Annotated in this window: 23 protein-coding genes and 1 pseudogene; 8 read left to right on the top strand and 16 right to left on the bottom strand. The window is 64.8% G+C overall.

Annotated features, from left to right (window positions below):
- Nucleotides 1-49 precede the first annotated feature (49 nt).
- Nucleotides 50-403 carry a GrlR family regulatory protein gene (locus tag IVA81_RS09485; RefSeq protein WP_346659380.1) on the top strand — a complete coding sequence of 118 codons (354 nt, stop codon included), beginning with the start codon at nucleotides 50-52 and terminating at the stop codon, nucleotides 401-403.
- Here IVA81_RS09485 and IVA81_RS09480 read toward each other — a convergent pair whose 3' ends face one another.
- From IVA81_RS09480 to IVA81_RS09440, 9 genes are all read right to left on the bottom strand, one after another.
- The gene (locus tag IVA81_RS09480; RefSeq protein WP_247315016.1) at nucleotides 404-3,091 is read right to left on the bottom strand and encodes a PAS domain S-box protein; all 2,688 of its coding nucleotides are present in this window, start codon (nucleotides 3,089-3,091) and stop codon (nucleotides 404-406) included. It lies immediately after the preceding gene.
- 118 nt (nucleotides 3,092-3,209) lie between these two features.
- The gene (locus IVA81_RS09475; RefSeq protein WP_247315014.1) at nucleotides 3,210-4,124 is read right to left on the bottom strand and encodes an EamA family transporter; all 915 of its coding nucleotides are present in this window, start codon (nucleotides 4,122-4,124) and stop codon (nucleotides 3,210-3,212) included.
- Between the two features lie 80 nt (nucleotides 4,125-4,204).
- On the bottom strand, nucleotides 4,205-5,020 hold the full coding sequence (locus IVA81_RS09470; protein WP_247315012.1) for an NUDIX hydrolase: 816 nt from the start codon (nucleotides 5,018-5,020) through the stop codon (nucleotides 4,205-4,207).
- Nucleotides 5,021-5,024: 4 nt separating this feature from the next.
- Complete coding sequence (locus IVA81_RS09465; protein WP_246922994.1) at nucleotides 5,025-5,978, bottom strand: dihydrodipicolinate synthase family protein; 954 nt, start codon at nucleotides 5,976-5,978, stop codon at nucleotides 5,025-5,027.
- A 126-nt stretch (nucleotides 5,979-6,104) separates the two neighbouring features.
- A complete protein-coding gene (locus IVA81_RS09460; RefSeq protein WP_247315010.1) occupies nucleotides 6,105-6,983 on the bottom strand; it encodes an SDR family oxidoreductase in 879 nt (292 codons plus the stop codon).
- 153 nt (nucleotides 6,984-7,136) lie between these two features.
- Complete coding sequence (locus tag IVA81_RS09455; protein ID WP_247314991.1) at nucleotides 7,137-7,997, bottom strand: MaoC family dehydratase; 861 nt, start codon at nucleotides 7,995-7,997, stop codon at nucleotides 7,137-7,139.
- Between the two features lie 228 nt (nucleotides 7,998-8,225).
- Nucleotides 8,226-8,615, bottom strand: a complete 390-nt coding sequence (locus tag IVA81_RS09450) for an OB-fold domain-containing protein (RefSeq protein ID WP_247314989.1) — start codon at nucleotides 8,613-8,615, stop codon at nucleotides 8,226-8,228.
- A complete protein-coding gene (locus IVA81_RS09445) occupies nucleotides 8,615-9,772 on the bottom strand; it encodes a thiolase domain-containing protein (protein WP_247314979.1) in 1,158 nt (385 codons plus the stop codon). The genes IVA81_RS09450 and IVA81_RS09445 overlap by 1 nt, the downstream gene beginning before the upstream one ends.
- 401 nt (nucleotides 9,773-10,173) lie before the next feature.
- Nucleotides 10,174-13,665 (bottom strand): indolepyruvate ferredoxin oxidoreductase family protein, encoded by a 3,492-nt coding sequence (locus IVA81_RS09440; protein WP_247314977.1) that lies wholly within the window; start codon nucleotides 13,663-13,665, stop codon nucleotides 10,174-10,176.
- A 283-nt stretch (nucleotides 13,666-13,948) separates the two neighbouring features.
- Between IVA81_RS09440 and IVA81_RS09435 the strand changes: the two are divergent.
- Nucleotides 13,949-15,174 (top strand): annotated as a pseudogene (locus IVA81_RS09435) (cytochrome c).
- Nucleotides 15,175-15,328: 154 nt separating this feature from the next.
- On the opposite strand, the gene IVA81_RS09430 reads toward IVA81_RS09435, so the two are convergent.
- On the bottom strand, nucleotides 15,329-15,973 hold the full coding sequence (locus tag IVA81_RS09430; RefSeq protein ID WP_247314975.1) for a trimeric intracellular cation channel family protein: 645 nt from the start codon (nucleotides 15,971-15,973) through the stop codon (nucleotides 15,329-15,331).
- Between the two features lie 173 nt (nucleotides 15,974-16,146).
- Here IVA81_RS09430 and IVA81_RS09425 point away from each other — a divergent pair, with 173 nt between their 5' ends.
- Nucleotides 16,147-16,575, top strand: coding sequence for a hypothetical protein (locus IVA81_RS09425; protein ID WP_247314973.1), 429 nt, complete (start codon nucleotides 16,147-16,149; stop codon nucleotides 16,573-16,575).
- A gap of 49 nt (nucleotides 16,576-16,624) precedes the next feature.
- Here IVA81_RS09425 and IVA81_RS09420 read toward each other — a convergent pair whose 3' ends face one another.
- The 3 genes from IVA81_RS09420 to IVA81_RS09410 form a co-directional block, all read right to left on the bottom strand.
- Nucleotides 16,625-17,434: an isocitrate lyase/phosphoenolpyruvate mutase family protein gene (locus IVA81_RS09420; protein WP_247314971.1), complete on the bottom strand. Its 810-nt coding sequence runs from the start codon at nucleotides 17,432-17,434 to the stop codon at nucleotides 16,625-16,627.
- Nucleotides 17,435-17,485: 51 nt separating this feature from the next.
- Nucleotides 17,486-17,836: an antibiotic biosynthesis monooxygenase gene (locus tag IVA81_RS09415; protein ID WP_247314964.1), complete on the bottom strand. Its 351-nt coding sequence runs from the start codon at nucleotides 17,834-17,836 to the stop codon at nucleotides 17,486-17,488.
- Between the two features lie 74 nt (nucleotides 17,837-17,910).
- Nucleotides 17,911-18,219 carry an NIPSNAP family protein gene (locus IVA81_RS09410; RefSeq protein WP_247314962.1) on the bottom strand — a complete coding sequence of 103 codons (309 nt, stop codon included), beginning with the start codon at nucleotides 18,217-18,219 and terminating at the stop codon, nucleotides 17,911-17,913.
- A 193-nt stretch (nucleotides 18,220-18,412) separates the two neighbouring features.
- On the opposite strand from IVA81_RS09410, the gene IVA81_RS09405 reads away from it, so the two are divergent.
- The 3 genes from IVA81_RS09405 to IVA81_RS09395 all read left to right on the top strand — a co-directional run bounded on the left by IVA81_RS09405 (nucleotide 18,413) and on the right by IVA81_RS09395 (nucleotide 20,698).
- On the top strand, nucleotides 18,413-19,111 hold the full coding sequence (locus IVA81_RS09405; RefSeq protein WP_247314960.1) for a winged helix-turn-helix domain-containing protein: 699 nt from the start codon (nucleotides 18,413-18,415) through the stop codon (nucleotides 19,109-19,111).
- A gap of 139 nt (nucleotides 19,112-19,250) precedes the next feature.
- Nucleotides 19,251-20,258: an alpha/beta hydrolase gene (locus IVA81_RS09400; RefSeq protein WP_247314959.1), complete on the top strand. Its 1,008-nt coding sequence runs from the start codon at nucleotides 19,251-19,253 to the stop codon at nucleotides 20,256-20,258.
- A gap of 191 nt (nucleotides 20,259-20,449) precedes the next feature.
- Nucleotides 20,450-20,698 carry a hypothetical protein gene (locus tag IVA81_RS09395; protein ID WP_247008038.1) on the top strand — a complete coding sequence of 83 codons (249 nt, stop codon included), beginning with the start codon at nucleotides 20,450-20,452 and terminating at the stop codon, nucleotides 20,696-20,698.
- 161 nt (nucleotides 20,699-20,859) lie between these two features.
- On the opposite strand, the gene IVA81_RS09390 is transcribed toward IVA81_RS09395, so the two are convergent.
- Nucleotides 20,860-21,138: a twin-arginine translocation signal domain-containing protein gene (locus IVA81_RS09390; RefSeq protein ID WP_247314957.1), complete on the bottom strand. Its 279-nt coding sequence runs from the start codon at nucleotides 21,136-21,138 to the stop codon at nucleotides 20,860-20,862.
- A gap of 221 nt (nucleotides 21,139-21,359) precedes the next feature.
- Nucleotides 21,360-21,674 carry a hypothetical protein gene (locus IVA81_RS09385; RefSeq protein WP_247314955.1) on the bottom strand — a complete coding sequence of 105 codons (315 nt, stop codon included), beginning with the start codon at nucleotides 21,672-21,674 and terminating at the stop codon, nucleotides 21,360-21,362.
- A gap of 129 nt (nucleotides 21,675-21,803) precedes the next feature.
- On the opposite strand from IVA81_RS09385, the gene IVA81_RS09380 reads away from it, so the two are divergent.
- Together IVA81_RS09380 and IVA81_RS09375 are read left to right on the top strand one after the other, a co-directional pair.
- Entirely contained in the window at nucleotides 21,804-22,457 is a 654-nt protein-coding gene (locus IVA81_RS09380; protein ID WP_247314953.1) for a glutathione S-transferase family protein, read from the top strand.
- 76 nt (nucleotides 22,458-22,533) lie between these two features.
- Nucleotides 22,534-22,686: a hypothetical protein gene (locus IVA81_RS09375; RefSeq protein WP_247314951.1), complete on the top strand. Its 153-nt coding sequence runs from the start codon at nucleotides 22,534-22,536 to the stop codon at nucleotides 22,684-22,686.
- A 21-nt stretch (nucleotides 22,687-22,707) separates the two neighbouring features.
- Here IVA81_RS09375 and IVA81_RS09370 read toward each other — a convergent pair whose 3' ends face one another.
- A complete protein-coding gene (locus IVA81_RS09370; RefSeq protein WP_247314949.1) occupies nucleotides 22,708-23,055 on the bottom strand; it encodes a CsgG/HfaB family protein in 348 nt (115 codons plus the stop codon).
- Between the last annotated feature and the right edge of the window lie 25 nt (nucleotides 23,056-23,080).

The raw sequence follows: 23,080 nt of genomic DNA, 5'->3' as shown, positions 1-23,080 counted from the left end.
GCAGGACCGGTTACGCCATTGGGCGATGGCGGCCGGCCTGCGGGACGTTATGAAGAACGGCCTCTATTCGATTCATGTGACCCTGCTCGACGGTCGAGCCGGCAAGGGCAGCGGCGTCATTCTTTTTCGCGACGGCAAGATTCTTGGCGGCGATGCCTACCTCTATTACACCGGCAGCTACGTGGTGAAGGACAACAGCACCTTCAAAGGTGAGGTGCTGGTGCAACGGCACACCTCGCCTCGGGGCAACGACAATCCGCTGTTCGGCGGCCCTGCCCCGGTTGGCATCGGCGTCAGTGGCACGTTCACGGAGACGCGCGGAGAGATGACGGGCACCGCGCTGGTCGGCAAGGCCAGCCAGATCTTCGGCGCGACTCTGCACAAGCTGGCTGACGTCGACTAGCTATTCCGCGGCCTGCTCGAGCGGCGCCGTGCGCGGCAGGATGATCTGGATGCGGGTGCCGCTGCCCGGCTCGGAATCGAGATCGAGCCGTCCGCCGAGCCGGTTGGTGACGATGCTGTAGACGATGTGCAGGCCGAGGCCGGTGCCGCCCTGGTCGCGCCGCGTCGTGAAGAACGGATCGAAGGCGCGGCGGCGGACGTCGAGCGACATGCCGCAGCCATTGTCCGAGAAGATGATCTCGACATTGTCCTTGCCGGACTCCCGCACCTGGATGTCGATCGTCCCCGGCCGCCCGTCCGGGAAGGCGTGCGCCACCGAATTGAGAAACAGATTGGTCAGCACCTGGCCGTACGGGCCTGGATAGCTGTTCATGGCCAGATCCGGCTGGCACTCGACATTGAGCGTCAGATTGTGCTTGCGCAGGCCCGGCCGCAGGCTCATCACCACCTGCTCGGTGAGGTCGCCGAGATCGAACGTGCGCTGGTCCGAATAGTTGCGGTCGGCGGCAACCTGCTTGAACGATTGGATCAGCTCGGCGGCGCGGTTGAGATTGGAGACGAGCTGCGAGGACGCATCGCGGCTGGTGTTGAGGAAGTCGTTGAGCGTGGAGCGGCGGAGCTCGCCGCGCTCGACCTCGGCAGTGAACATCGCCGTCTTGCGCTCCAGCGCGGAGGCGACCGTGAGGCTGATGCCGACGGGATTGTTGACCTCGTGCGCGACGCCGGCGACGAGGCGTCCGAGCGCAGCGAGCTTCTCGGCCTCGATCAGCGAGGCCTGCGTCTCCCGCAGATTGCGCAGCGCGGTCTCGGCGGATTCCTTGGCCTTGCGCATCTCCTGCTCGCCGCGCTTGCGCTCGCCGATGTCGAGCGCAACGGTGACGATCCGCTCGATCTCGCCCTCGGCATCGAGCAGCGGCAGCTTGTTGACCAGCCATTGCCGCATGTTGCCGGAGGCGTCCTTGTACTCCTCCTCGTAGAAGCCGAGGCCCTTGCGGAGCTTGAGCACCCGCTTGTCGCTCTCGTCGGACTTGGCCGCGCCATAGCGCGACATCAGGTCGGCCGTGGTGCGGCCGAGCGCGTCGCCCGGTTCGATGCCGAAGATGCCGGCCATGTAGCGGTTCATCAGCACGTAGCGCAGGTCGCGGTCCTTGACGTTGATCACCGCCGGCACTGTGTCGATGACCTGCTGGAGCAGGCGCCGGCCTTCGGCGATGGCGTCTTCCGCGCGCTTCTGGTCGGTGATGTCGCGCAGCGTGCCCTCGTAGCGGACGATGTTGCCCGCTTCGTCACGCACGCCGGTGGCGCTGTCGGAGAGCCACAGGATGTCGCCGCTGCGCTGGCGCACCTGATACTCGAACTCGCGCACCATGCCGTCGCGCGCCATCAGCCGCTGGTATTCGACGCGCGCCTCGGGATGGACGTAGATCGTGTGGGCGATGTCGTTGATGCTGTCGATCAGCTGCTGCGGGCTGTCGTAGCCCATCATTCGCGCCAGCGCCGGATTGGCGTTGAGGAGATCGCCGGCCGGCGTCGTCACATAGATGCCGTCGACCGAACCCTCGAACAGTTTCCGGTAGCTCTCTTCGGCGAGGCGCTGCTCGGTGAGCGCGCGCACCGCCGCCTCGCGCGCCGTGTCGGCCTCCTCGAGCGCGCGGCGGAACACTTCGGCCGCACGCGCGATGTCGCCGATCTCATTGCCGAGGTCGGCGGACGGGATGGAGGTGTCTTTCTGGCCCGCCGCAAGCGCGCGAATGGAGCGTGCGATCTGGGCGAGCGGACGGACCGTCCGCCGCACCACGAAGCCGGCCGCGAGAATGCCGATCAGAACGCCGATGGTGCCGAGCACTATGCTCTGCCATCGCGCTTCCGTCAGCGTACGGGCAAAGTCGCGCGACAGCACGTGGCCGCGCCGGTCGCTGACTTCGCGCAGCAATTCGGTGACGCGGCCGATCAGCCGACCCTCGGTTCCCAGCACCTCGCGGTCGATGTCGGCGATCTGCCGCTCGCGGACGGCCACGGCCATGATGGCCTCCGCATAATCGTTCACCGCCGACCTAAGCCTGGCATCGTCAATGTTCAGCGCCCGCATGTTCTGCGCGGCCTGCTCCGCCGCGGACGGGTTGCGCGCGAGCAGCCCGATCGCGATGCGGCTCTGCGCCTCCGACAGCCGCGAGGCCAGCTCGCGGTCGGCGGTGCGGGAGACGGCTACATCGAATTGGTCGCGCAGCGGCGGCAGACCGGCGAGCAGCTGGGCGCGGCGATCGATCAGGGTCGAGATCCGCTCGAGGCCGGTCCGATAGGTCGCGAGGCGCTCGGTGACCCCGTCGATCATGTCCTGCTGCTCGGGCGCGAGCTCGATGCGGGTCTTCTTCAGGATGTCGCTGAGCGTCGAGGCCGCCTCGCCGACCTGCTGGAACTGGGTGCCGGCGCCGGGATCGGTGACGAAGTCGCGCGCGGCAAGGCGCAGTTCGTTCATGCGGCGGTCGATGTCCTCGGCGAGGTCGCCGACGCTCTGGAGCCGTTGCAGCTCGGCAAAGGTCGTGTCGATGTGCCGGATCGCGATCACGCTCGCAGTCGAGGTGACGATGATCACCGCCAGCACCAACAGGAAGCTGCCGAAGGTGAGCTGGCCGATGGAGAGCGAGAATGTTCGCTTTTTCTCAGGGGTCGGCGTCAATTCGGCGGACATTGGGCTTTGAGGACCGGGATATTGGAGGCCCAATATACGACGTATTGCCGCCCGGGGGGAACATGCCTCGGGCCGCCGATTATCCTTAATATTGCGGCCTGGGAGCCCTGTCCCCAATCTATGACGGTTTGATGCTTGCCTGCCGCCGGGCCGGGATCGTCATGGCGGCGACGCCGAGGACGACGCAGGCAAGCCCGATCCAGGCGGTCCGGCTCAGGCTCTCGCCGAGAAGGGCGACGCTGATGGCGACACCGATGGGCACACGGAGATAGGCCTGCGCGGTGGTGCCGACCGAGCCCAGGGTCTGGATCAGGCGGAAATAGATCGCAAAGGCTGCGGCCGTCGAGAATACGGCGAGCGCGAGCAGCGCCAGCACTGAACTTTGCGAGGGCGACAGCGTCCAGGGCTGCTCGACCACGAGCGAGGCCGGGATCAGGACGGCGGCCCCGGCCAGCAGCGAGCCGGCTGCCGGCGCCATGGGATCGAGCCCCTTGAAGCTGCGGCCGAAGATGGCGGCGCAGGCATAGCAGATGGTGGCGGCGACGATCGCGGCCTCCGCGACGAGGCCGCCGCCGATGTCATGGAAGGCATCGACGCCGACGATCAGCAGGATGCCGGCCATGCCGGCGACGACGCCGAACAATTTTCGGGGTGTCGTCGCTTCGTGACGGGTCACCATTGCAGTGAGCAGGAAGGTGAAGATCGGGCCAGCCGAGTTGAGGATGGTGGCCAGCGCGGCATCGACGTGGCGCTCGCCCCAGGCGATCAGCGTCCAGGGGATCACGCTGTTGAGTACGGCCTGGAACGCGAACCGCCGCCAGGTCGCGGCATCCGTCGGCATTTGAACGCCGCGTGCCCACATGACGGCCAGCAGCAACAGGCCCGCGATCGTGGTGCGCGCCGCGATCAGCGTGATCGGCGGGATGGTGGCAACGCCAAGCTTGATGAAGGTGTAGGAACCGCCCCAGAGCGTTGCGAGCGCGACCAGGAGCGCCAGCTCGACGGCGATGTTGGTGTCCTGCCGGTTGTCCATTCTGTGCGTCCCATCCATTCGAGAAGGACGGAACCTAGCGCGACCGTGGCCCTCAATACTTCGTCGGGCGCCGAAGTGTGTCAGCCCATTGCCCCCACCTCGAACACCTCGCCGTCATAGCCGGCCTCGCGGGGGATGCGGAGCTGGCGGCCGGTTTCGGTCTTGGTCATGACCGGCATCACCGTGACGATCGACATGCCTCTGGCATGCTCCATCGCAGCCTGCACCGTTGGCTGCTTCGCCAGCCGGATCAGATTGCGCGTGGTCGGGAACGGCAGCTTGAAGCGGCCGCTCTCGCCGCCCTCCACCGCCTCGCGCGGCGAGACCCAGATCGAATCCGTCGACTCCCGGCCATCATGGGCGCCGAGCTGGTCGGGCGGCGCTGCGGCCAGGAAGAACCAGGTGTCGAAGCGTTTTGGCATGCCCTCGGGCGTGATCCAGTGCGCGTAAGGCACCAGCGTGTCGAGCGCGAGTTGCAGACCGTTGTCGGCGAGGATATCGAGGAAGCTGACCTTGTGCTCGTTCAGCGCGACGCGGTGGGCATCCGCAATCTCGCCGGCGCGCTTGGCATCGATCGGCATGCCCGAAGCCTTCGACCGCGCCAACAGGATGCCGCTTTCCTCAAAGGTCTCGCGGATCGCGGCAATCCGAAAGCCGCGGTCCGCTTCGCTGAGGCCCTCGCCGCCGGAATAGAGGTCAGTGCGGGCAACGATCTCCTTGTCGCCGGCATCGACGCTGCCGCCGGGAAACACCAGCGCGCCCGAGTTGAACTCGATCTGATGATGGCGGACCATCATGAAGACTTCGATCTCGTCGCGGCTCTTGCCGTCGACAGCTGCGCCGTCGCGCAGCAGGAGAATGGTCGACGCCGGGCGTGATGCTGATGTCTCGGCCATGCAACTAACCTGCGGCGCTGGATTGCGGGCCGAGATTGGCGCGCTTGTCGACCCGGGCGACGCGCGACAGCAGGTACTCGACCTCCGCCTTCGCCATCGCCGTGATGGTCGCGCCGGGCTTGCGCTGGGCGCTGGAGGCGATGATGCCCCGCTTCTGCAGCACGTATTTGCGGATAGTCAGGCCGACACCGGGCTGCTGCTCGTAGCGGATCAGCGGCAGATGCGCGTCGAACAGGTCATGCGCGGCATCGCGCTTGCCGGCCTTGGAGAGGTTCACGACGTCGATCAGAAGCTCCGGGAAGGCGTAACCGGTCATGGCGCCGTCGGCACCGCGCTCCATCTCGAAGTCGAGGAACGTGCCGCCATTGCCGCAGAGAATCGAGAGCGGACGGAGCGAACCGTCCTTCTGGAAGCCGCGCAGTGTCGTGATCTTCTCCAGCCCCGGCCAGTCCTCGTGCTTGAGCATCACGCAGTTCGGATTGTCCATGACGATCTTGCGGATCACGGCGGGCGTGAACACCACCGACAGCGTCAGCGGATAATCCTGGAGCACCCAGGGCACATCCGGCCCGATCGCTTCCGCCGCCTGCTTGAAATAGCCGATGATCTGATCGTCGGTGCGCAAGGACGGCGGCGGCGCGATCATCACGCCGGCCGCGCCCGCATCCATCGAGGCCTTCGCCAGCGAGCGCATGGTGGCAAAGCCCGGCGCGGAGACGCCGACGATCACCTGCATTTTCTTCGCGCGCTTGACGAAGCGCACCGCCACCTGCTCGGCTTCAGTGGCGTCGAGCTTAGGCGCCTCACCGAGGATGCCGAGCACCGTGACGCCGTCGCAGCCAACCTCCTCGTAGAAATCGGTCAAGCGGTCGATCGAGCGCTCGTCGATCCGGCCGTCGTCGTGGAACGGCGTCGGCGCGATTGCGAAAGTGCCCTTGGCGTCGGCGGTGAGTTTCATAAGTCCTTTGTCCTCTTGTTCGTCATTCCAGGGCGGCTCGCAGAGCCGAACTCTGGTGCGCAATTGCGCACCTGGGAATCTCGAGGTTCCGGGTTCACGCTACGCGCGCCCCGGAACGACAGTGAATCAGAACCGCCGCGCCCCCATCTTGATCTGCTCCTCGGAGAAGAAGATCTCCTTGGCATGCTCAACGACGTCCTGGGCCTTCCAGCCCGTGTGCGGCGGTTTCCAGCCTTCCATCTCCATCATCCGCATCTCGCGCACGCCGCGGGGCCCGGACACGCCCAGCACCTTGCCGGTTTGGTCGCCCGACAAATCGCTGACCATGTATAGCACGGCCGGCGCGATGCCGTCCGGCCCCAGCGCCGCGCCCGGGTTCTCCTTATAGCGGGGCAGGTCTGCGGTCATGCGGGTCAGCGCGCCCGGCGCCAGCGTCCAGATCCGGATGTTGTATTTGCGGCCTTCGATCGCCAGCACGTTGGAGAGGCCCCAGATGCCGCCCTTGGCTGCGCCATAGTTGGTCTGGCCGAAATTGCCGATCAGGCCTGAGGTCGAGGAGGTGTTGACGATGACGCCGCCGCCGTTTTCCCGCATCCAGCGAAACACCGGCATGGTGCAACAAAAGGTGCCTTTGAGATGCACCTTGATGACCTTGTCCCAGTCGGATTCGGAGGCCTTGGCAAAGGTCTGGTCGCGCAGGATGCCGGCATTGTTGACCAGGATGTCGGCGCGGCCGAAGTGCTTGATGGCGTCGTCGAACACCGACTGGCCGCCCTCCATGGTGGAGATATCGGCGCCGTTGGCGACGGCCTTGCCGCCCTCGGCCGTGATCGCGTCCACCACAAGCTGCGCCATTGATTTGTCGGCGCCGGAGCCGTCGCGGGGCCCGCCGAGGTCGTTGACGACGACCGAGGCCCCTTCCCGCGCGAACAGCTTTGCGTAGGCCTCACCGAGGCCCCCGCCCGCGCCGGTGATCAGCGCGACCTTGCCGTCGAGTAGTCCCATGGTGGCCTCTCCCTGTTTTTGTTTCTTGCTCCGTCATGGCCGGGCTCGTCCCGGCCATCCACGAACTTGTGTCGCCAACTGCGCGAAAGAACGTGGATGCCCGGGACAAGCCCGGGCATGACGAAGTATCTCAGAGCCGCGCAAGCGGCCCGATCAACCCAGCACCGTCTTGCCGTTCTTGATCACCGTCACCCCGCGCGCCTTCACCTTGGCTTCGAACGAGATCACGTTGCCGTCCTTCCAGAGGTCCATGGTCACGGTCTCGCCGGGATAGACCGGCGAGGAGAACCGCGCGACGTGCTGGCGGAACGCACTGGCGTCGTAGTCGGCATAGGTCTGGAGCACGCCGCGGCAGGTGATGCCATAGGTGCACATGCCGTGCAGGATCGGACGCGGGAAGCCGGCCTTCTTGGCGAACTCGGGGTCTGAGTGCAGCGGGTTGCGGTCGCCGCAGAGGCGATAGACCAGCGCCTGGTCGGGGCGCGTGGTGATGTCGATGGTCTTGTCGGGGCTGCGCGAGGGGATCTTGTGCGGATCGGGCTGGGTCAGGTTCGGCCCGCCAAAGCCGCCGTCGCCGCGGGCGAAGCGCGAGGCGACCAACGTTGCCAGCTTCTCGCCCTTCTCGTTCTTCAGCACGGTCTGATGAGCGATGACGACGCCTTTGTCCTTGCCCTTGTCGTAGACCTCGACGACGGAGGAGTCGGCGGTGATGTTCGCCGCGACGGGCAGCGGCTGATGGAAGGTGATGTCGCGCTCGCCGTCGACCACCATCACGCGGTTGAGATTCATCTCGCCCGGCCCCGAGCCCCACGCCGCGACGGACGCGAATGTCGGCACCACCTTCAGCGGCCGCGGCGTCAACGTGCCCTCGTTGACGAAGGCAAGCTCGTTCTCGTCCATGGGATCGGCGCCCAGGCCGATGCCGTAGGCGTAGAGCATCACCTCGCGGTCGGTGTAGGCATATTTCTGGCCGAGGTTTTTGAGGGATTTCAGTTCTTCGTATCTGGCGGACATTTTTCTGGTTTCCTCCCGAATGTCTTCGGCACCGCCAGTTGATGAGCCCTCTCCCCTTGTGGGAGAGGGCAGCGAAGACGGTGCGGCAAACTCATTTGGGTGAGGGGTTGGCTCCGCAGTGAAAGTCTTTCTGCGGAGCGATACCCCTCATCCGGCGCTTCGCGCCACCTTCCCCCGCATCCGCCTTCGCCAAGGCTTCGGCGGACATGAGGGGAGAAGGGAAGACTCTTAGGCCACCGTGAAGAACGGCAGCGGCGCGCCATCGGTCGGCTTGAACACCACCTTCACCCTCTGGCCGATCTTCAGCGTCGTGAGATCGCAGTCGACGAAGTTGGTCTGCACCGACGGGCCCTCCTTCAGCGTGACGTAGCCGATCGCGTAAGGACCGGTCGGCGATTTCCGCATCAGGCTCCAGGTGTAGATCGTGCCCTCGCCCGACGCTTCTTCCCACACCGTCTTGTCGGAATAGCAGAACGGGCAGATCGAGCGCGGGAAGTAATGCGCTTCGCCGCAGGCGGTGCAGCGCTTGATCATGAACTTGCCCTGCTTGGCCGCGTCCCAGAACGCGGCGGTCTCGGGGTTCGTGACCGGTGCCGGATATTTCTTCGTCTCGCTCATCACACGCGCTCCAGAATGGCGGTCGAGGCGGCGTGGCGAACGCCCAAGAGGCCGCCGGTGCCGTGGGCGATGGCGAGATCGCAATTCCTAACCTGCACCTTCGGATGCGCCTCGCCGCGCAGCTGCCGCACGGCCTCGATGATCTTGGTCATGCCGCCGCGATTGACGGGATGGTTGCTGCAGAGGCCGCCGCCGTCGGTGTTGAACGGCAGCTTGCCAACGCCCGAGATCAGATTGCCGTCGGCGACGAACTTGCCGCCCTCGCCCTTCTTGCAGAAGCCGAGGTCTTCGAGCTGCATCAGCACCGTGATGGTGAAGCTATCGTAGATCGAGGCATACTTGATGTCCTTCGGCGTGATGCCGGCTTCTTCGAACGCACGCGGGCCGGACCAGATACCGGCAGAGTACGTGAGATCGAGATCCTTGCCGCCGCGCGGCCCCTTCATCGCCTCGCCATGGCCGATCAGCTTGACCAGCGGCTTCTTCAGGCTCCTGGCGATCTCCGGCGTCGTCACGATCAGCGCGCCGCCGCCGTCGGAGACGACGCAGCAATCCATGCGATGCAGGGGATCGGAGATCATCGGCGAGTTCAGCACGTCCTCGACGGTGACGACATCTTTCAGCATCGCATGCGGATTGTATTGCGCGTGATGCGAGGCCGCGACCTTGATCCAGGCAAGCTGCTCGGAGGTGGTGCCGTAGTCGTGCATATGGCGCATGGCACACATGCCGTAGGCATTGTGCGTGGTCGCGCCATAGGCAGTCTCGAAATCGGCCTCGGCGCCGGCGGCGCGCGGCGGCATCACGCCGGTGCGCGGCTTGCCGGCCAGCGTGATCAGCGCGATCGAGCACTTGCCCGCCGCGATCGCCTCGGCGGCATGGCCGAGATGGATGATATAGGAACAGCCGCCGGTCTCGGTGGAATCGACGTGGCGGAGCTTCTTGGTGTTCAGGCCGAGATAATCGACCATCGGCCAGGCGCCGCCGGGCGCATCCCCTGCGCAGAAATAGCCGTCGACATCGTCCTTGGAGAGCCCGGCATCCTCGATCGCGCCCTTGGCGACCTCGGCGTGGAGCTGCGCGGTGGATTTGTCCGGCGCATGCCGGGTCGGGTGTTCGTATATCCCGGCAATGTAGGCCTTGCCCTTGATGGTCAAAACAGAGGTCTCCGCTCGCGTTTCTTATTGCCCCGTTTTTCTGAACCGCGGTGGGCGGATTGGCAAGCGCGGAAATATTCCGTCGGGCGAGAGGGCAGCGGATTGGGGCAAGTGGTGATGCTCTCGTGTCCCCGACGCGCTGCAACGCTTCAGCGTTGCTGCGCAGAGCCATAGTGCGTCGAAGACGCGCGTAAACGCGCTTATGGCGACGAAACCTATCTTGCAGACACACCCCCGCATCCTCGCGGCGCATCTCGCCCGAGCTTTGCTTCCATCTTGCTCCCCTCCGGAAACAGAAATCGTAGGGTGGGCAAAGCGAAGCGTGCCCACGTCTTCTCGTGCAATCCTGGTGAAATGGTGGGCACGGCGCGTTGCGCCTTTGCCCACCCTACGAGACCTCCCTACTCCGCCGCGATCTGCCTTGGAGCCGGCGGCGGGCTCGCGAGGTCGGCCGCGAGCTGGGCGTAGCGCGTCTTGGCATCCGCGACGGCCTTCTCCTTCACCGGGCCGTAGCCGCGGATGCGGTCGGGCAGTGAGAGCAGTTCGACGGCGGTGTCGATCGTCACGGGCGACAACAGGCCGAGCACGGTCGAGACGTCCTTCTCGTAGCCGGCGATCAAATCGCGTTCGAGCTTGCGGTCGGCGCTGCGTCCGAAGATGTCGAGCGCGGTGCCGCGCAGGAATTTGAACTTTGCCAGCACACGGAAGACGTTCAGCATCCACGGGCCGAACGCGCGCTTCTTGGGGCGACCGAGCGCGTCGACTCCCGAGGCCAAGATCGGCGGAGCGAGGTTGAAGTTGAACTTGAAGTCGCCCTCGAATTGGTCGCGAAGCTGCTGCTCGAAGGCCCCGTCGGTGTAGAGGCGCGCGACTTCGTATTCGTCCTTGTAGGCCAGCAGCTTGGCATAGTTCACCGCGACCGCGCGCGGCAGCGCCTCGCCGTAGCCGCCCTTCACCGCGGCATCGCGGACCTGATCGACCAGCTTGCGGTAACGCTTGGCGAGGCGGCCGTTCTGGTAGGCGGTCAGATGCTTGGCGCGGTGCTCGATGACCTCGTCCAGCGTCATCGCGTCCAGCATCTTGGGAGCGACCACCTCGTCCGTTCCCTTCAGCATGTCGGCAAGGCGCTGGGGATCGGCGACCGCGAGCCGGCCGAGGCGGAAGGCCTCCTTGTTCATCTTGATCGAGACGCCGTTGACCTCGATCGCCTGCTCGATCGCCTCCGCCGACAGCGGGAACAGTCCCTTCTGATAGGCATAGCCCATCATCATCATGTTGGTGGCGATGGCATCGCCGAGCAGCTGCTCGGCCGGCTTGGTGAAATCGAAGAAGACGGAGTCCTTGTGCAGCGCCGTCTCCAGCAACCCGTTCAGCTTGCGGGTCTGGAAGTTGAAGTCGCGGTTGAGGACGAAATCGGCGGTCGGAATGACATGACTGTTGATGATGCCGTGGGTACGGTTGGAGTCACAGAGCGAGATCGTGTCCTTGGCGACCGCAACCACTTCATCTGCCGCGAGCACGAGATCGGCCGTGCCGGTGACGATGCGCGAGCAGGTCACTTCCGCCGGATGGTCCGACAGGCGGACGTGGCTGAGCACAGCACCGCCCTTTTGCGCGAGGCCCGACATGTCGAGGATCATCGAGGCCTTGCCCTCGATATGGGCGGCCATGCCGAGCAGTGCGCCGATGGTGAGAACGCCGGTGCCGCCGACACCACCGACCGCGATGTTGTAGGGCTTGTCGAGCGTCGGGCGCGAGGCCGGCTCGGGCAGCTCACCGATATCAGCGAGCTCGCTAGGCGCGCGGTGGCGCGGCTTGCCGCCATCCACGGTGACGAAGGACGGGCAAAAACCCTTGAGGCAGGAATAATCCTTGTTGCAGGAGGACTGGTTGATGGCGCGCTTGCGGCCGAACTCGGTCTCCAGCGGCTCGACCGAGATGCAGTTCGACTGCACCGAGCAGTCGCCGCAACCTTCGCAGACCGCCGGGTTGATCATGACGCGGCGCGCCGGATCCTCCATCAGGCCGCGCTTGCGGCGGCGGCGCTTCTCGGCGGCGCAGGTCTGCACGAAGACGATGGCCGAGGTGCCCTTGTGTTCCCTGCACATCTTCATGACGTTCTGCAGTTCATCGCGATGATACAGCTTCACGCCGGGCGCGATGGTGTCGGCCGGATAGGCGTCAGGTGTTTCCGAGACCAGATAGATTTCGCGGATGCCTTCGGCGTGGAGCTGATGCGTAATCTGCTGCGGCGAGAGATCGCCGTCATGGCGCTGGCCGCCGGTCATGGCCACCGCGTCGTTGTAGAGGATCTTGTAGGTGATGTTGGCCTTGGAGGCGACCGCCTGGCGGATCGCAAGCAGCCCGGAGTGGAAATAGGTGCCGTCGCCGAGGTTCGCGAAGATGTGGTTCTCGTTGGTGAACGGCGCGATGCCGACCCAGGGCACGCCCTCACCGCCCATATGCGTAAAGGTCTCGGTCGAACGGTCCATCCACAGCGCCATGAAGTGACAACCGATGCCGGCCAGCGCGCGGCTGCCTTCGGGGACTTTTGTGGAGGTGTTGTGGGGACAGCCGGAGCAGAAATACGGGGTGCGGGAAACGGGTGCGACCGCCTGCATCTGGGTCGCCTGACGGCCGTTGAACCAATCGGCCTTGACGCGGAGCATCTCCGCGATCTCGGGGTTCAGATTAAGCCTTAGAAGCCGCTCGGTGAGCGAGGTCGCGAGCGAGGCGACGCTGAGCTCGGCGGCAAAGGTGAGGAAGCGCTTGTCGTGCTCGTCCATCTTGCCGACGATGCGCGGACGAACATCGTCGCGCCAGTTGAACAGCACCTGCTTGACCTGGTTCTCGACGATCTCGCGGCGCTCCTCGACGATGAATATCTCCTCTAGACCGACCGCGAATTCATGCACGCCTTCCGGCTCCAGCGGCCAGGGCATGCCGATCTTGTAGAGGCGAAGGCCGATCTTTGCGGCGACCTCCTCGGTAATCCCGAGCTCGCGCAGCGCCTGACGGACGTCCTCGTAGCTCTTGCCTGAGGCCATGATGCCGAAGCGGGCATTCGGCGAGTCCATGGTGACCCGGTTGACCTTGTTGGCGCGCGCAAAGGCGATGGCGGCAAAGCCCTTGTAGTCCTGCAGGCGGCGATCCTGGTCGAAGCGGTCGTCGGGCCAGCGCAGATTGAGGCCGCCGGGCGGCAACTCGAAATCGCTGGGGATGATGAACGGCTTCATCTCGTCGGTGAGGTCGATCTCGGCCGTGGTCTCCACCGTCTCCGTGATCACCTTCATGCCGACCCAGCAGCCGGAATAGCGCGACATTGCGATGCCGAGCAGGCCCATCTCGATCATCTCGTGGATGCTCGACGGATACAGATACGGCATTAGCGCCGACATGAAGGCATGATCGGACTGATGCGGGACGGTGGAGGATTTTGCGCCGTGGTCGTCGCCGGCAAGGCACAGCACGCCGCCGTTCTTGGCCGAGCCTGCGGCATTGCCGTGGCGGAACACGTCGCCGCAGCGGTCGACGCCGGGACCCTTGCCGTACCAGATGCCGACCACGCCGTCGTATTTGGCGCCCGGCGAGAGGCTGAGCTGCTGCGAGCCCCAGACGGCGGTGGCCGCCAGATCCTCGTTCACGCCAGGCTGGAACTTGATGTTGTACGCTTCGAGATGCTTGCGGGCGGCAAAGAGCTGCTGGTCGTAGCCGCCGAGCGGCGAGCCGCGATAGCCTGAAATGAAGCCCGCGGTGTTGAGGCCGCTGGCGCGGTCGCGCCGGATCTGGGCCATGGGCAAGCGGACCAGAGCCTGGATGCCCGTGGTGAAGACGTGCCCGGTTTCCTGGGTGTATTTTTGATCGAGACTGATCAGACCCTGGTTGATGCCCATGCTGTCCTCTTTCCAACGCCCTGTTCAGGTCTTGCCGCTTAAGCCGTTGCTTGCCCGTTATTTTTAGCTAGGGCGCGCCGACCACCTCCGCCACTCTATGTCGGATATTTCACGATCCGCATCACAAATCTGGACCAAAGGGAGCGCCGGGTAAAAATCGCAATTTCGTGGCCTGAAACACGCTGGGCATTTTCAATTTGTGTCACCATACCCCCGCCGCCGCGAAATGAATTGACGCGGCCTCGTGCGGGGATGCGGGCGATTGGTCGCAGGAGTGGCTTTGATGCGGACGATTCTGGCTGGCCTGGCCGTTGCGGGCTTGGCGTTGTGCAGTGCGGTTGCAAGCGTGGCGCACGCGGCCGAGCCGTCGCCGGAGCTGATCGCCTACGGCAAGACGCTGGTCGAGGCCGGCGATTGCGCGGGTTGCCACACCGCCGATCCCGCCAAGCCGTTCGCGGGCGGCAAGCGCATCGACACGCCCTTCGGCGCGATCTATGCACCGAACCTGACCCCGGACCGCGACACCGGGATCGGCGCCTGGCTAGACTCCGATTTCACCCGCGCCTTGCGCTATGGCATCGCGCCTGACGGCTCGAACTATTATCCGGCCTTCCCCTACCCCTACTTCACGAAGATGACGAAGGACGACACGCTGGCGATCCGCGCCTATCTCGGCACGCTGGCGCCCGTCACCAGCCGCAACAAGCCGCCGGAGCTGCGCTGGCCGTTCGGCTATCGCGGCTTGATCCGGGTCTGGAACGCTGTGTATTTCAAGCCCGGCCTGTTCGAGCCGGACCAGAGCAAAAGCGCGGCCTGGAACAGAGGCGGCTATCTCGTCACCGGGCTCGGTCATTGCGGCGCCTGCCACACGCCGAAGATTATTTCGGCGCCGACAGGGACGCGCAGGCGCTATCCGGCAATGAGATCGGCGGCTGGTTCGCCCCGCGCCTCGATGGCGCCACCCGCACCGGGCTGAAATCGTGGAGCGAGGCTGATATCACGGAGTATCTGCAGAGCGGACGCAACGCCAGGAGCCACGCCGGCGGACCGATGGCGGAAGTGGTCGTCAATTCGACCTCGAAGATGAGCGATGAAGATGTGCGCGCGATCGCGGTCTACTTGAAGAGCCTGCCGCCGGCACGGCGTGAGACGATCGTGACGCCGCCTGACGACGCCGAGATGAAGGCCGGTCAGGCCGTCTATGCAAAACTCTGCATCGCCTGCCATGAAGCCGACGGCGGCGGTGCACCGCGCATCTATCCGCCGCTGCCCGGCAATGCGCTGCTGCAATCGATCAATCCATCCTCCACCTTGCGCATCATCCTTGACGGCGCCCACACCGTGACCACCCCGCGCGCGCTCAACACCGGCGAGATGCCGGCCTATGCCAAGCAGCTGTCCAATGAGGAGATCGCGGCGGTGACGAACTACATGCGTAATTCCTGGGGCAATGCCGGCGTGCTGGTGACGCCGGCGCAAGTGGCGAAGGCGCGCGAAGAAGCGCCGTAGTTCGCCTCATCGGCATTCACCGAGGTCGTCATGCCCGGGCTTGTCTCGGGCATCCACGTTCTTGGTGCCGGCGCAAAGCCGTGGATGGCCGGGACAAGCCCGGCCATGACGCCGTGGAGAGCGCGAACCTCAAACTCCGAGAGCAGACGAACCCCTATTTCTCCTCATCCCCGGTGAACACGAATTTCGGCATCTCCCATCTGTAGCGCACCGCGAGCAGGCGGAAGCTGAGACCGAGGACGAAGGTCAAGATCGTCCAGAGCTCGGCATTGAGATTGAGGCCGAACGCCGTGGCATAGAACAGGCCGGTCAGCACCGAGACGCTGGCGTAGAGCTCGGAGCGAAACAACAACGGCACGTCGTTGCAGAGCACGTCGCGCAACACGCCGCCGGCGCAGCCCGTCACCATGCCCGCGACGATCACGATCGGCAGCGAGGCATCCATCTGCCAGCCGACATTGCAGCCGATCATGGTGAAGACAACGAGGCCGATGGCATCGAGCACGATGAAGGCGAGGTGCAGCCGATGCACCAGCCGCGCGATCAGGATCGTCAGCAGCGCCGCACCACCCGGCAGTGCGAGGTAGATCGGATTGGCCACCCACACCAGCGGATAGTGACCGAGAAACAAATCGCGCAGCGTGCCGCCGCCGAGCGCGGTGACGCAGGCGAGAAGACAAACGCCGACATAATCCATGCTGCGCCGGCCGGCGGCCAGCGCCGCGGTCATGCCCTCTGCCGTGATGGCGACGAGCCCCAGAAGATGCAGCACGCTATCCGTCGGCGGCAGGCTCCACATAGCTTATTCCCCCTGGGCTTGTTCCCTTCGTCATGGAACTCGCGTCCAGTTCCCTGCCAGACAGGTTCCCGATTCCCGGCATGAGAGCAACATGCGACGAAAGCATAGGGAGCGCGGAACAGAATCTCGCATCCACGGGTTGTCCAGGCGTCTTAACCGAGGAGACCTAATCGATGGCTGACGACCGTTTTCCCAACGATCCGTACCGCCCGAACCTCGCCGACGATGAGTATCTTCGCACGGCGCGCCGGGATGCCGACCTTCAGGCCGATCCCGAGCTTGGCGAAGGCCCCGCCTCCAGCGGCAAGGTTGCGTTGTTCGCCGTTGCGATCGCACTGGTGCTGGGTGCCGTGTTCTACGGCCTGAACAATACCAGCACGACCAATGAGGCCAGCAACGCACCGGCCTCGCAGACGGCACAGACGCAGTCCGCCAATCCGGCCGCGCCTTCCGGCATGCGCGACGTGACGCCGCGCACCAACACCGGCCCGGGCGTGACCACGGGTGCGGCGCCGAGCAGGCCGGCTGCCCCGGCTCCGGATACGCCTGCTGCGAAGCCGGCGCCGGATGCGCAGACGCCGTCTGATGGCGCGAAGCAATAGTTTGCAATGAGACGTAAGAGCGGCGGGACGATGTCCCGCCGCTCTTCGTTTAGCTGAACATCTTGTTGAGCTCGCCGCCGGAGTAGCCCCCGCCGAGTTCGGTGAATGTGCCCTTCTCCGCCATCTCCTTCGCCGCGCGCATGAAGCCGCCCCAGGCGGCGCGGGCAAGCGAACCACCGACGCTGATCCGGCGTACGCCGAGGTCGGCGGCTTCCTGCAACGACAGGCCGGACGCACCGATCAGCAGGTTGAATGGTTTCGGATGCACCGCCTTCACCACGGCAATGATGTCCTCGCGGGTCTTCAAGCCCGGTGCATAAAGGCAATCGGCCCCGGCGTCCGCGTAAGCGGTGAGCCGGTCGATGACCAGCTTGAGATCGGTCACGCCCCACAAATAAGCTTCGCAGCGGCCGACCAGCAGCGTGCCGCTGTCGCCGATCGCCTTGCGCGAGGCCTTGATGCGCTCGACCGCGAGGGTGCGCTCGTAGATCGGCTTGTCCTTGTCGCCGGTGGAATCCTCGATCGACAGGCCGGCAACGCCGGTTCGCACGCAGCGCTCGACATTGTCCGCGACCCTGTCCGGCTCGACTGCAAAGCCGCCCTCGAAATCGGCGTTCACCGGAATATCGACCGCCGAGCTCAATGCTGCCAGATGCTGACAGACGTCCTCGACCGTGACGTGGTTGTCGGCCTTGCCGATGGTCCATGCAAAGCCCGCGCTCGATGAGGCGATCGCCTTGAAACCGAGATGCTGCAACGCCTTGGCGCTGCCGACGTCGACCGGATTGGGCAGGATGAAGCACCCGCTCTCATGCATCTTCCTGAAGGTCGCGCGCTTGTCAGCGGTTGTCACGTGCATGTTTTTCTCCCTTGTTGGCCGCGCAGACATAGGCGCGCTCACGCGGTCGCGCTAGTGCGCGTCGTGCACGGCGCGACTGTCCTTCGGCGCCTGTTCGCGATCATTCATGCTGTAGTCCCTGACCACGCTGGCGATGCGCAGATGATAATCGGCGAAAATCTGCGCCCTGCCCTTGGCCTGGGTGCGGCGGTGCTCCATCGTGTTGCGCCAGGCCTGCACTGCCGCCTCGTCCCGCCAGAACGACACCGACAGGATCTTGCCCTTCTCGGTCAGGCTCTCGAAACGCTCGACCGAGATGAAGCCGTCGATGGTTTGCAGCAATGGCTTCAAATCGGCAGCGAGGTCGAAATAATCCTGGCGGTGTTCGGGCTTGGGCCAGACCTCGAAAATCACGGCGATCATGGGCGTCTCCTCTTATTTGACCATGATCATGTTCGGAAAACCGCGTTGCACTTTTCCGGATCATGCTGTCTCGCCTACAATACCACCTTGCGCAGGAAGGTGCGCTCTTCGGCGAGGATGAATTTGTGTTCCTCGGCGAAATGGAAATTGGCCATGCCTTCGGCATCCTGCCGCAGCCGGGCGCGATAGGCTTCATAGGCGGCGAGACTCTCGAAGGTGATCAGCGCGGACGCGATGTTGTTGGTGCCCTCATGCGGCATGAAATAGCCGATCAGATCGCCACCGCATTTCGGGATGATGGTGAGCCAGCGCTTTGAATATTCCTCGAACTGCGCGCGCTTGAAGGGGTCGAGCTGGTAGCGGATGAAGACGGTGACGGACATAATGGGCTCCTTGTTTTGCGAAGTCTCGTAGGGTGGGCAAAGCGAAGCGTGCCCACGTCGTTTGTCGGCAACGACGAATGGTCGGCACGTCGCTACGCTCCTTTGCCCACCCTACGGCTTCGCTCGTCGCAATGACGACTTGGTGAGACGCTACGCCCTTGCCCGACCGCAATGCTTCGGCTACCATCGAAGCATGAAATCAGGACCCGACATCGCCATGGTCGCTTCGCTGGTCGGCGACCCCGCCCGCGCCAACATGCTCACCGCGCTGATGAACGGACGCGCGCTGACTGCGAGCGAGCTGGCGCAGGAGGCCGGCATCACGCCGCAGACGGCGAGCTCGCATCTGGCCAAGCTCGAAGCCGGCGGGCTGGTCGAGCCGGAGAAGCAAGGCCGCCACCGCTACTATCGCCTCACCGACGACGACGTCGCGGGCGTGCTCGAAGGTCTGGCGGGGCTTGCGGCGCGGACCGGCCACATGCGGGTGCGCACCGGGCCAAAGGATCCGGCATTGCGGCGCGCGCGGATCTGCTACGACCATCTCGCCGGGGATCTCGGCGTGCAAATGCTCGATTCCCTGCGCGAGCGGAATCTGGTCAGGCAGAAGAAGCAGGACATCGAGCTGACGGTCGAGGGCGAGCGTTTCCTCGCCAAACATCTGCAGATCTCGCCCGATATGCTGAGCCACCCGCGCCGCCCGGTGTGCAAGGCCTGCCTCGACTGGAGCGAGCGGCGGCATCACCTCGCGGGCACGCTGGGGGCCGCCATGATGCAGCGCTTCGCCGAGCTGAAATGGGCGGCGCGCGACGCCACGCCTGGCAGCCGCGTCGTGAATTTCACCCGTACCGGCGAGAAGCAGTTTGCCGCGCTGTTCGGTAACGGAAAGGATTGATCACGCAAGCTGCGTGACGGCACACAATCGCGTGTGAACACTCACCGTCGTCATAGCCGGGCTTGACCCGGCGATCCACGTCTTTATTGCGGCTGCCACGTGGATGCCCGGGACAAGCCCGGGCATGACGGAGACCTCCATGAACCGCATCTTCTCGGCCGCACTCGCTGCCGCCCTCTTGAGCATCCCGCTTGCATCCCACGCAGCCGGGATCGCGCCGCGCGAACCCTATGGCATCGCGCTCGAAGGCTTTGCCTATCCCTATCCCGTGCACCTCCTGCCCCTCGTCAACGACGGCGAGCAGCTTAGCATGGCCTATATGGACGTGGCCCCCGCGCAGCCGAACGGCCGCACCGTGGTGCTGCTGCACGGGCGTAATTTCCCGTCGAGCTATTGGGCGCCCGTGATCAAGATGCTGGGCGAGGCCGGCTTTCGCGTCGTCGTGCCGGACCAGATCGGTTTCGGCAAATCGTCCAAGCCCGCCGGCGAGCTCCACTTCGACAATCTGGCGCGCAACACCATGGCGCTGCTCGATCACCTCAATATCGACAAGGCCGAGTTCGTCGCGCATTCGCTCGGCGGCATGCTCGGCGTGCGCATTGCCCGCGCCTATCCCGACCGCGTTGCCCATCTGGTGCTGACCGCGCCGATCGGGCTCGAAGACTACCGCCTCGTTGTGCCGCCGACGCCGACGGACAAGATGATCGAGACCGAGGACAGGCTCACCGCCGAGGGCTATCGCAAGCAGCTCCAGACCAATTACGCGATCAAGCTGCCGGGCGAGGCAATCACCCCGTTCATCGACGCGCGTTTCAACATCAAGGGCAGCCCCGATTATCCGCGCTGGCTGCGCGCCTTCGTCAGTTCCGGGCAGATGATCTATCGCGAGCCCGTGGCGCATGAGATCCCGCTCATCACCGTGCCGACGCTGTTCGTCATGGGCTCCGACGACCACAACGCGCCGGGCCGGCCGCTGGCGCCGGAGGCGCTGCGCGCAAAAATGGGGCAGAACGCCGAACTCGCGAAGACGCTGGTCACCAAGATGCCGAATGCGCGGGCCGAGGTGATCCCGGACACGGGCCACCTCGTCTTCCTGGAGGCGCCGGAGAAGTACAGGGAGCTGGTGCTGGGCTTTCTCGGTCGCTAGCAACGCTGACATGTCGCCCAAGGCCACATGCGGGGAACGTTCATGCCGCATTCAGGTCATGATTGGCAGGTTTGGATCGCGCCGTGCCGATGTGTTGCAAGATTTGACATGTCGAATCGCGTCTTTTGATTCATTGTGCGCCACAAGCGCCGCCCCCAAAGACTTGCCCCAAGGACGAGAAGGAAGATCAAATGAAATACCTGTTCGCTGCCGCCATGCTCGCCAGCGCGGTCGTCGGTTTCAGCGAGGCGGCCAGTGCCGCCGAGGGCTGCGGCCGAGGGTTCTATCGCGGTCCCTATGGAAATTGCCGCCCGATGCGCGGCGCGGTCGTGGTGCGCCCCGCCCCCGTAGTGGTCGCCCCTCCGGTCGTCGTCGTGCCCCGCGCGCGCGTGTGCCCCTATGGCTTCCGCTGGTACGCCGGCCGCTGCCGCCCGTTCTGATCTCGTCCATTTGCGAAAATGGCCGCGCGGCGAAAGCCTGCGCGGCCATTTTTTTTGGGGTTGCTACCGACGATTCGTTTACCGTGAAATCGGAGCGCTTCCAGAATCGAAACGGGGACCGCCAGCGGCGATCCCCGTCCGATTCGCGATTTGCCGCGAGCTTACCAGTGATGGCGGCGGTGCCAGCGCCGGCGATGCCGGCGCCAATGACGGTGGCCCCAGCCGCGATGGCGGCCATGCCAGTGAACCTGTTCGGGCGTCAGCTTGCCGGCTTCCTCGCTGGTGGTGACGGCTGGATGAGCGTCGGGATTACCCTGCGGCATGCGAGCGGGATCGCCGACCGGCTGCGGTGACAGCGGCGCGGCCTGCGCCGTCGCGGCGAAGACGGCGGCGCCCGCCGTCACCCCCAATGCAAGTTTCAAAAAGTTCCGACGCTCCATGACATATCCTCTAGGCTACCGAGCAAGTGATGCAGAGGAAGTGTCGCGCTCGCGACATGAACCAAGGCTGAATCAACCAAGGCTGAATCGTGGGTTCGCATTCACACGCGAAGCGACATGGAGAATTCGTAGCCCGGATGGAGCGCAGCGCAATCCGGGATTCGTGCTTCGGGCGAAGGCCCCGGATTACGCTTGCGCTCCATCCGGGCTACAGGACTTCGCTACTTCACAAACTCCTGCGCCAGCACCAGCGTCTCGCGCGTACGCTTCACGTCGGGCCAGTCGCGGTTGAAATCGGCGACGAGCTTTTGCAGCGCGTCACCTTTCAGCATCGCCGCGAGCTTGGCCTCGTCATCGAACCGATACATCGCCTGGTGCAGCGAGGGATCATCAAGGCTCCAGAACCGCCACGCATTGTTGACGCCAAATGCCTTCACCGCGTCGGGCATGTGCTCCGTCTCGTACCATCTGTCGAAGGCGGCGCGCTTGCTGGCGTCGGAGACGGTGGCGCGGACGACGAAGAAGGCTGATGGCATCGGGTTTCCTCCTGTGTTTGAAGCCAGACTGGCTGCTTAAATTGCCGACGACAAAAAAGAGCTGGCCCGATGTCGGAACGCACGTCCCTCGCTCGTCCTCTGCTCTGAATCGGGACAAGGAGATGTAGAATGGCCGATCTCACGCTGACGACGTTCGATTGGGTTCCCGAGATGCCCAGGGGTTTCGTGCGCGACCTTCGCGTGCGCTGGGCGCTGGAAGAAGCCGCGCTGCCCTATCGTGTCGCCGGCGTGCCGTTCGACGATCGCGGGCCTGCGCATTTCGCGCACCAGCCGTTCGGCCAGGTGCCGTGGCTGACCGACGGCGACCTTTCGATCTTCGAGAGCGGCGCGATCCTGCTGCATCTCGGCGTGCGCAGTGCGAAACTGATGCCGACCGACCCGCGCGGTCGCAGCGAGGCGACGGAATGGGTGTTCGCCGCGCTCAATTCGGTGGAGATGGCCAGCCTGCCCTGGGCAATGTCGAAGTTCATGGGACATCCGACCGACACGCCGGCATGGAAATTCGTGGACGACTTCCTCAAGCTCCGCCTGAAGCATCTCGAGCCGGCGCTGGCCGGCCGCGAATGGCTGGCGGGCTCCTTTTCCGTCGCCGACATCCTGATGTCGGATGTGCTGCGCGTCGTCGGCCAATTCGACGGGCTGGCGGACAGTCCTGCCTGTCGCGCCTACGTCGCGCGCGCCACGGCCCGCCCGGCATTCATAAAGGCGCACGCGGACCAGATGGCGCATTTCGCCGCGGCGGATAGAGCGCGCGGAGCGTGATGCGCCTCACATTATCGACCCCAGAGCCCGGCGTACAATCGCCACCACTGAAATCATGCAATTTCCAAGGTGCCCCATGGCCCGCATCGAATATCTCAAGCAACAGATCGCCCGCGCCGAGCGGCTGGCCAAAGCCATCCTCGACCGGCAGACCGCAGTGCAACTTCAGGCGTTCGCGGCCGAATGCCGCGCGGAGTTGTCCGTGCTGACGCACAGAGCCGCCGCGTGAAACGTTCGACCGCTCGCCGCGTCACACCAGCTTCATTGGGGCATCGGCGACCAGGCGAAGGTCGATCGTGCCGATCAACGCCGCGCGACGCGCCTCCGCAGCGCCGATAGCACTCTCGGTCTGCCGCAACGTGCTGACGTTCGAGCCCAGTGAAACAATTCCGCCGAGCACCAGCGCTATCGACCCGAGCGCGGCGGTCTGCCCCATCCCGAGCAGGCCAAGGATCGTGATCAATAGCAGCGCGGCACCACCGCCGATGGCGATCTTGGACGCCAGGATGTACTTCCGGCACCGCTCGGCGATCTCGGCGAGCCGCTCGATCCGGTCTTCGATGTCGGAAATTTGGTCGGTCGGATCGTCTTCGGTCATGCCAATTCAAAAGAATGAGTAGCCC

The organism is Bradyrhizobium sp. 141 (genome assembly GCF_023074055.1).
Taxonomy (GTDB): Bacteria; Pseudomonadota; Alphaproteobacteria; order Rhizobiales; family Xanthobacteraceae; genus Bradyrhizobium.
The sequence above is the reverse complement of the archived record's forward strand: the minus strand, read 5'-3'. Positions and strand labels throughout refer to the sequence as shown.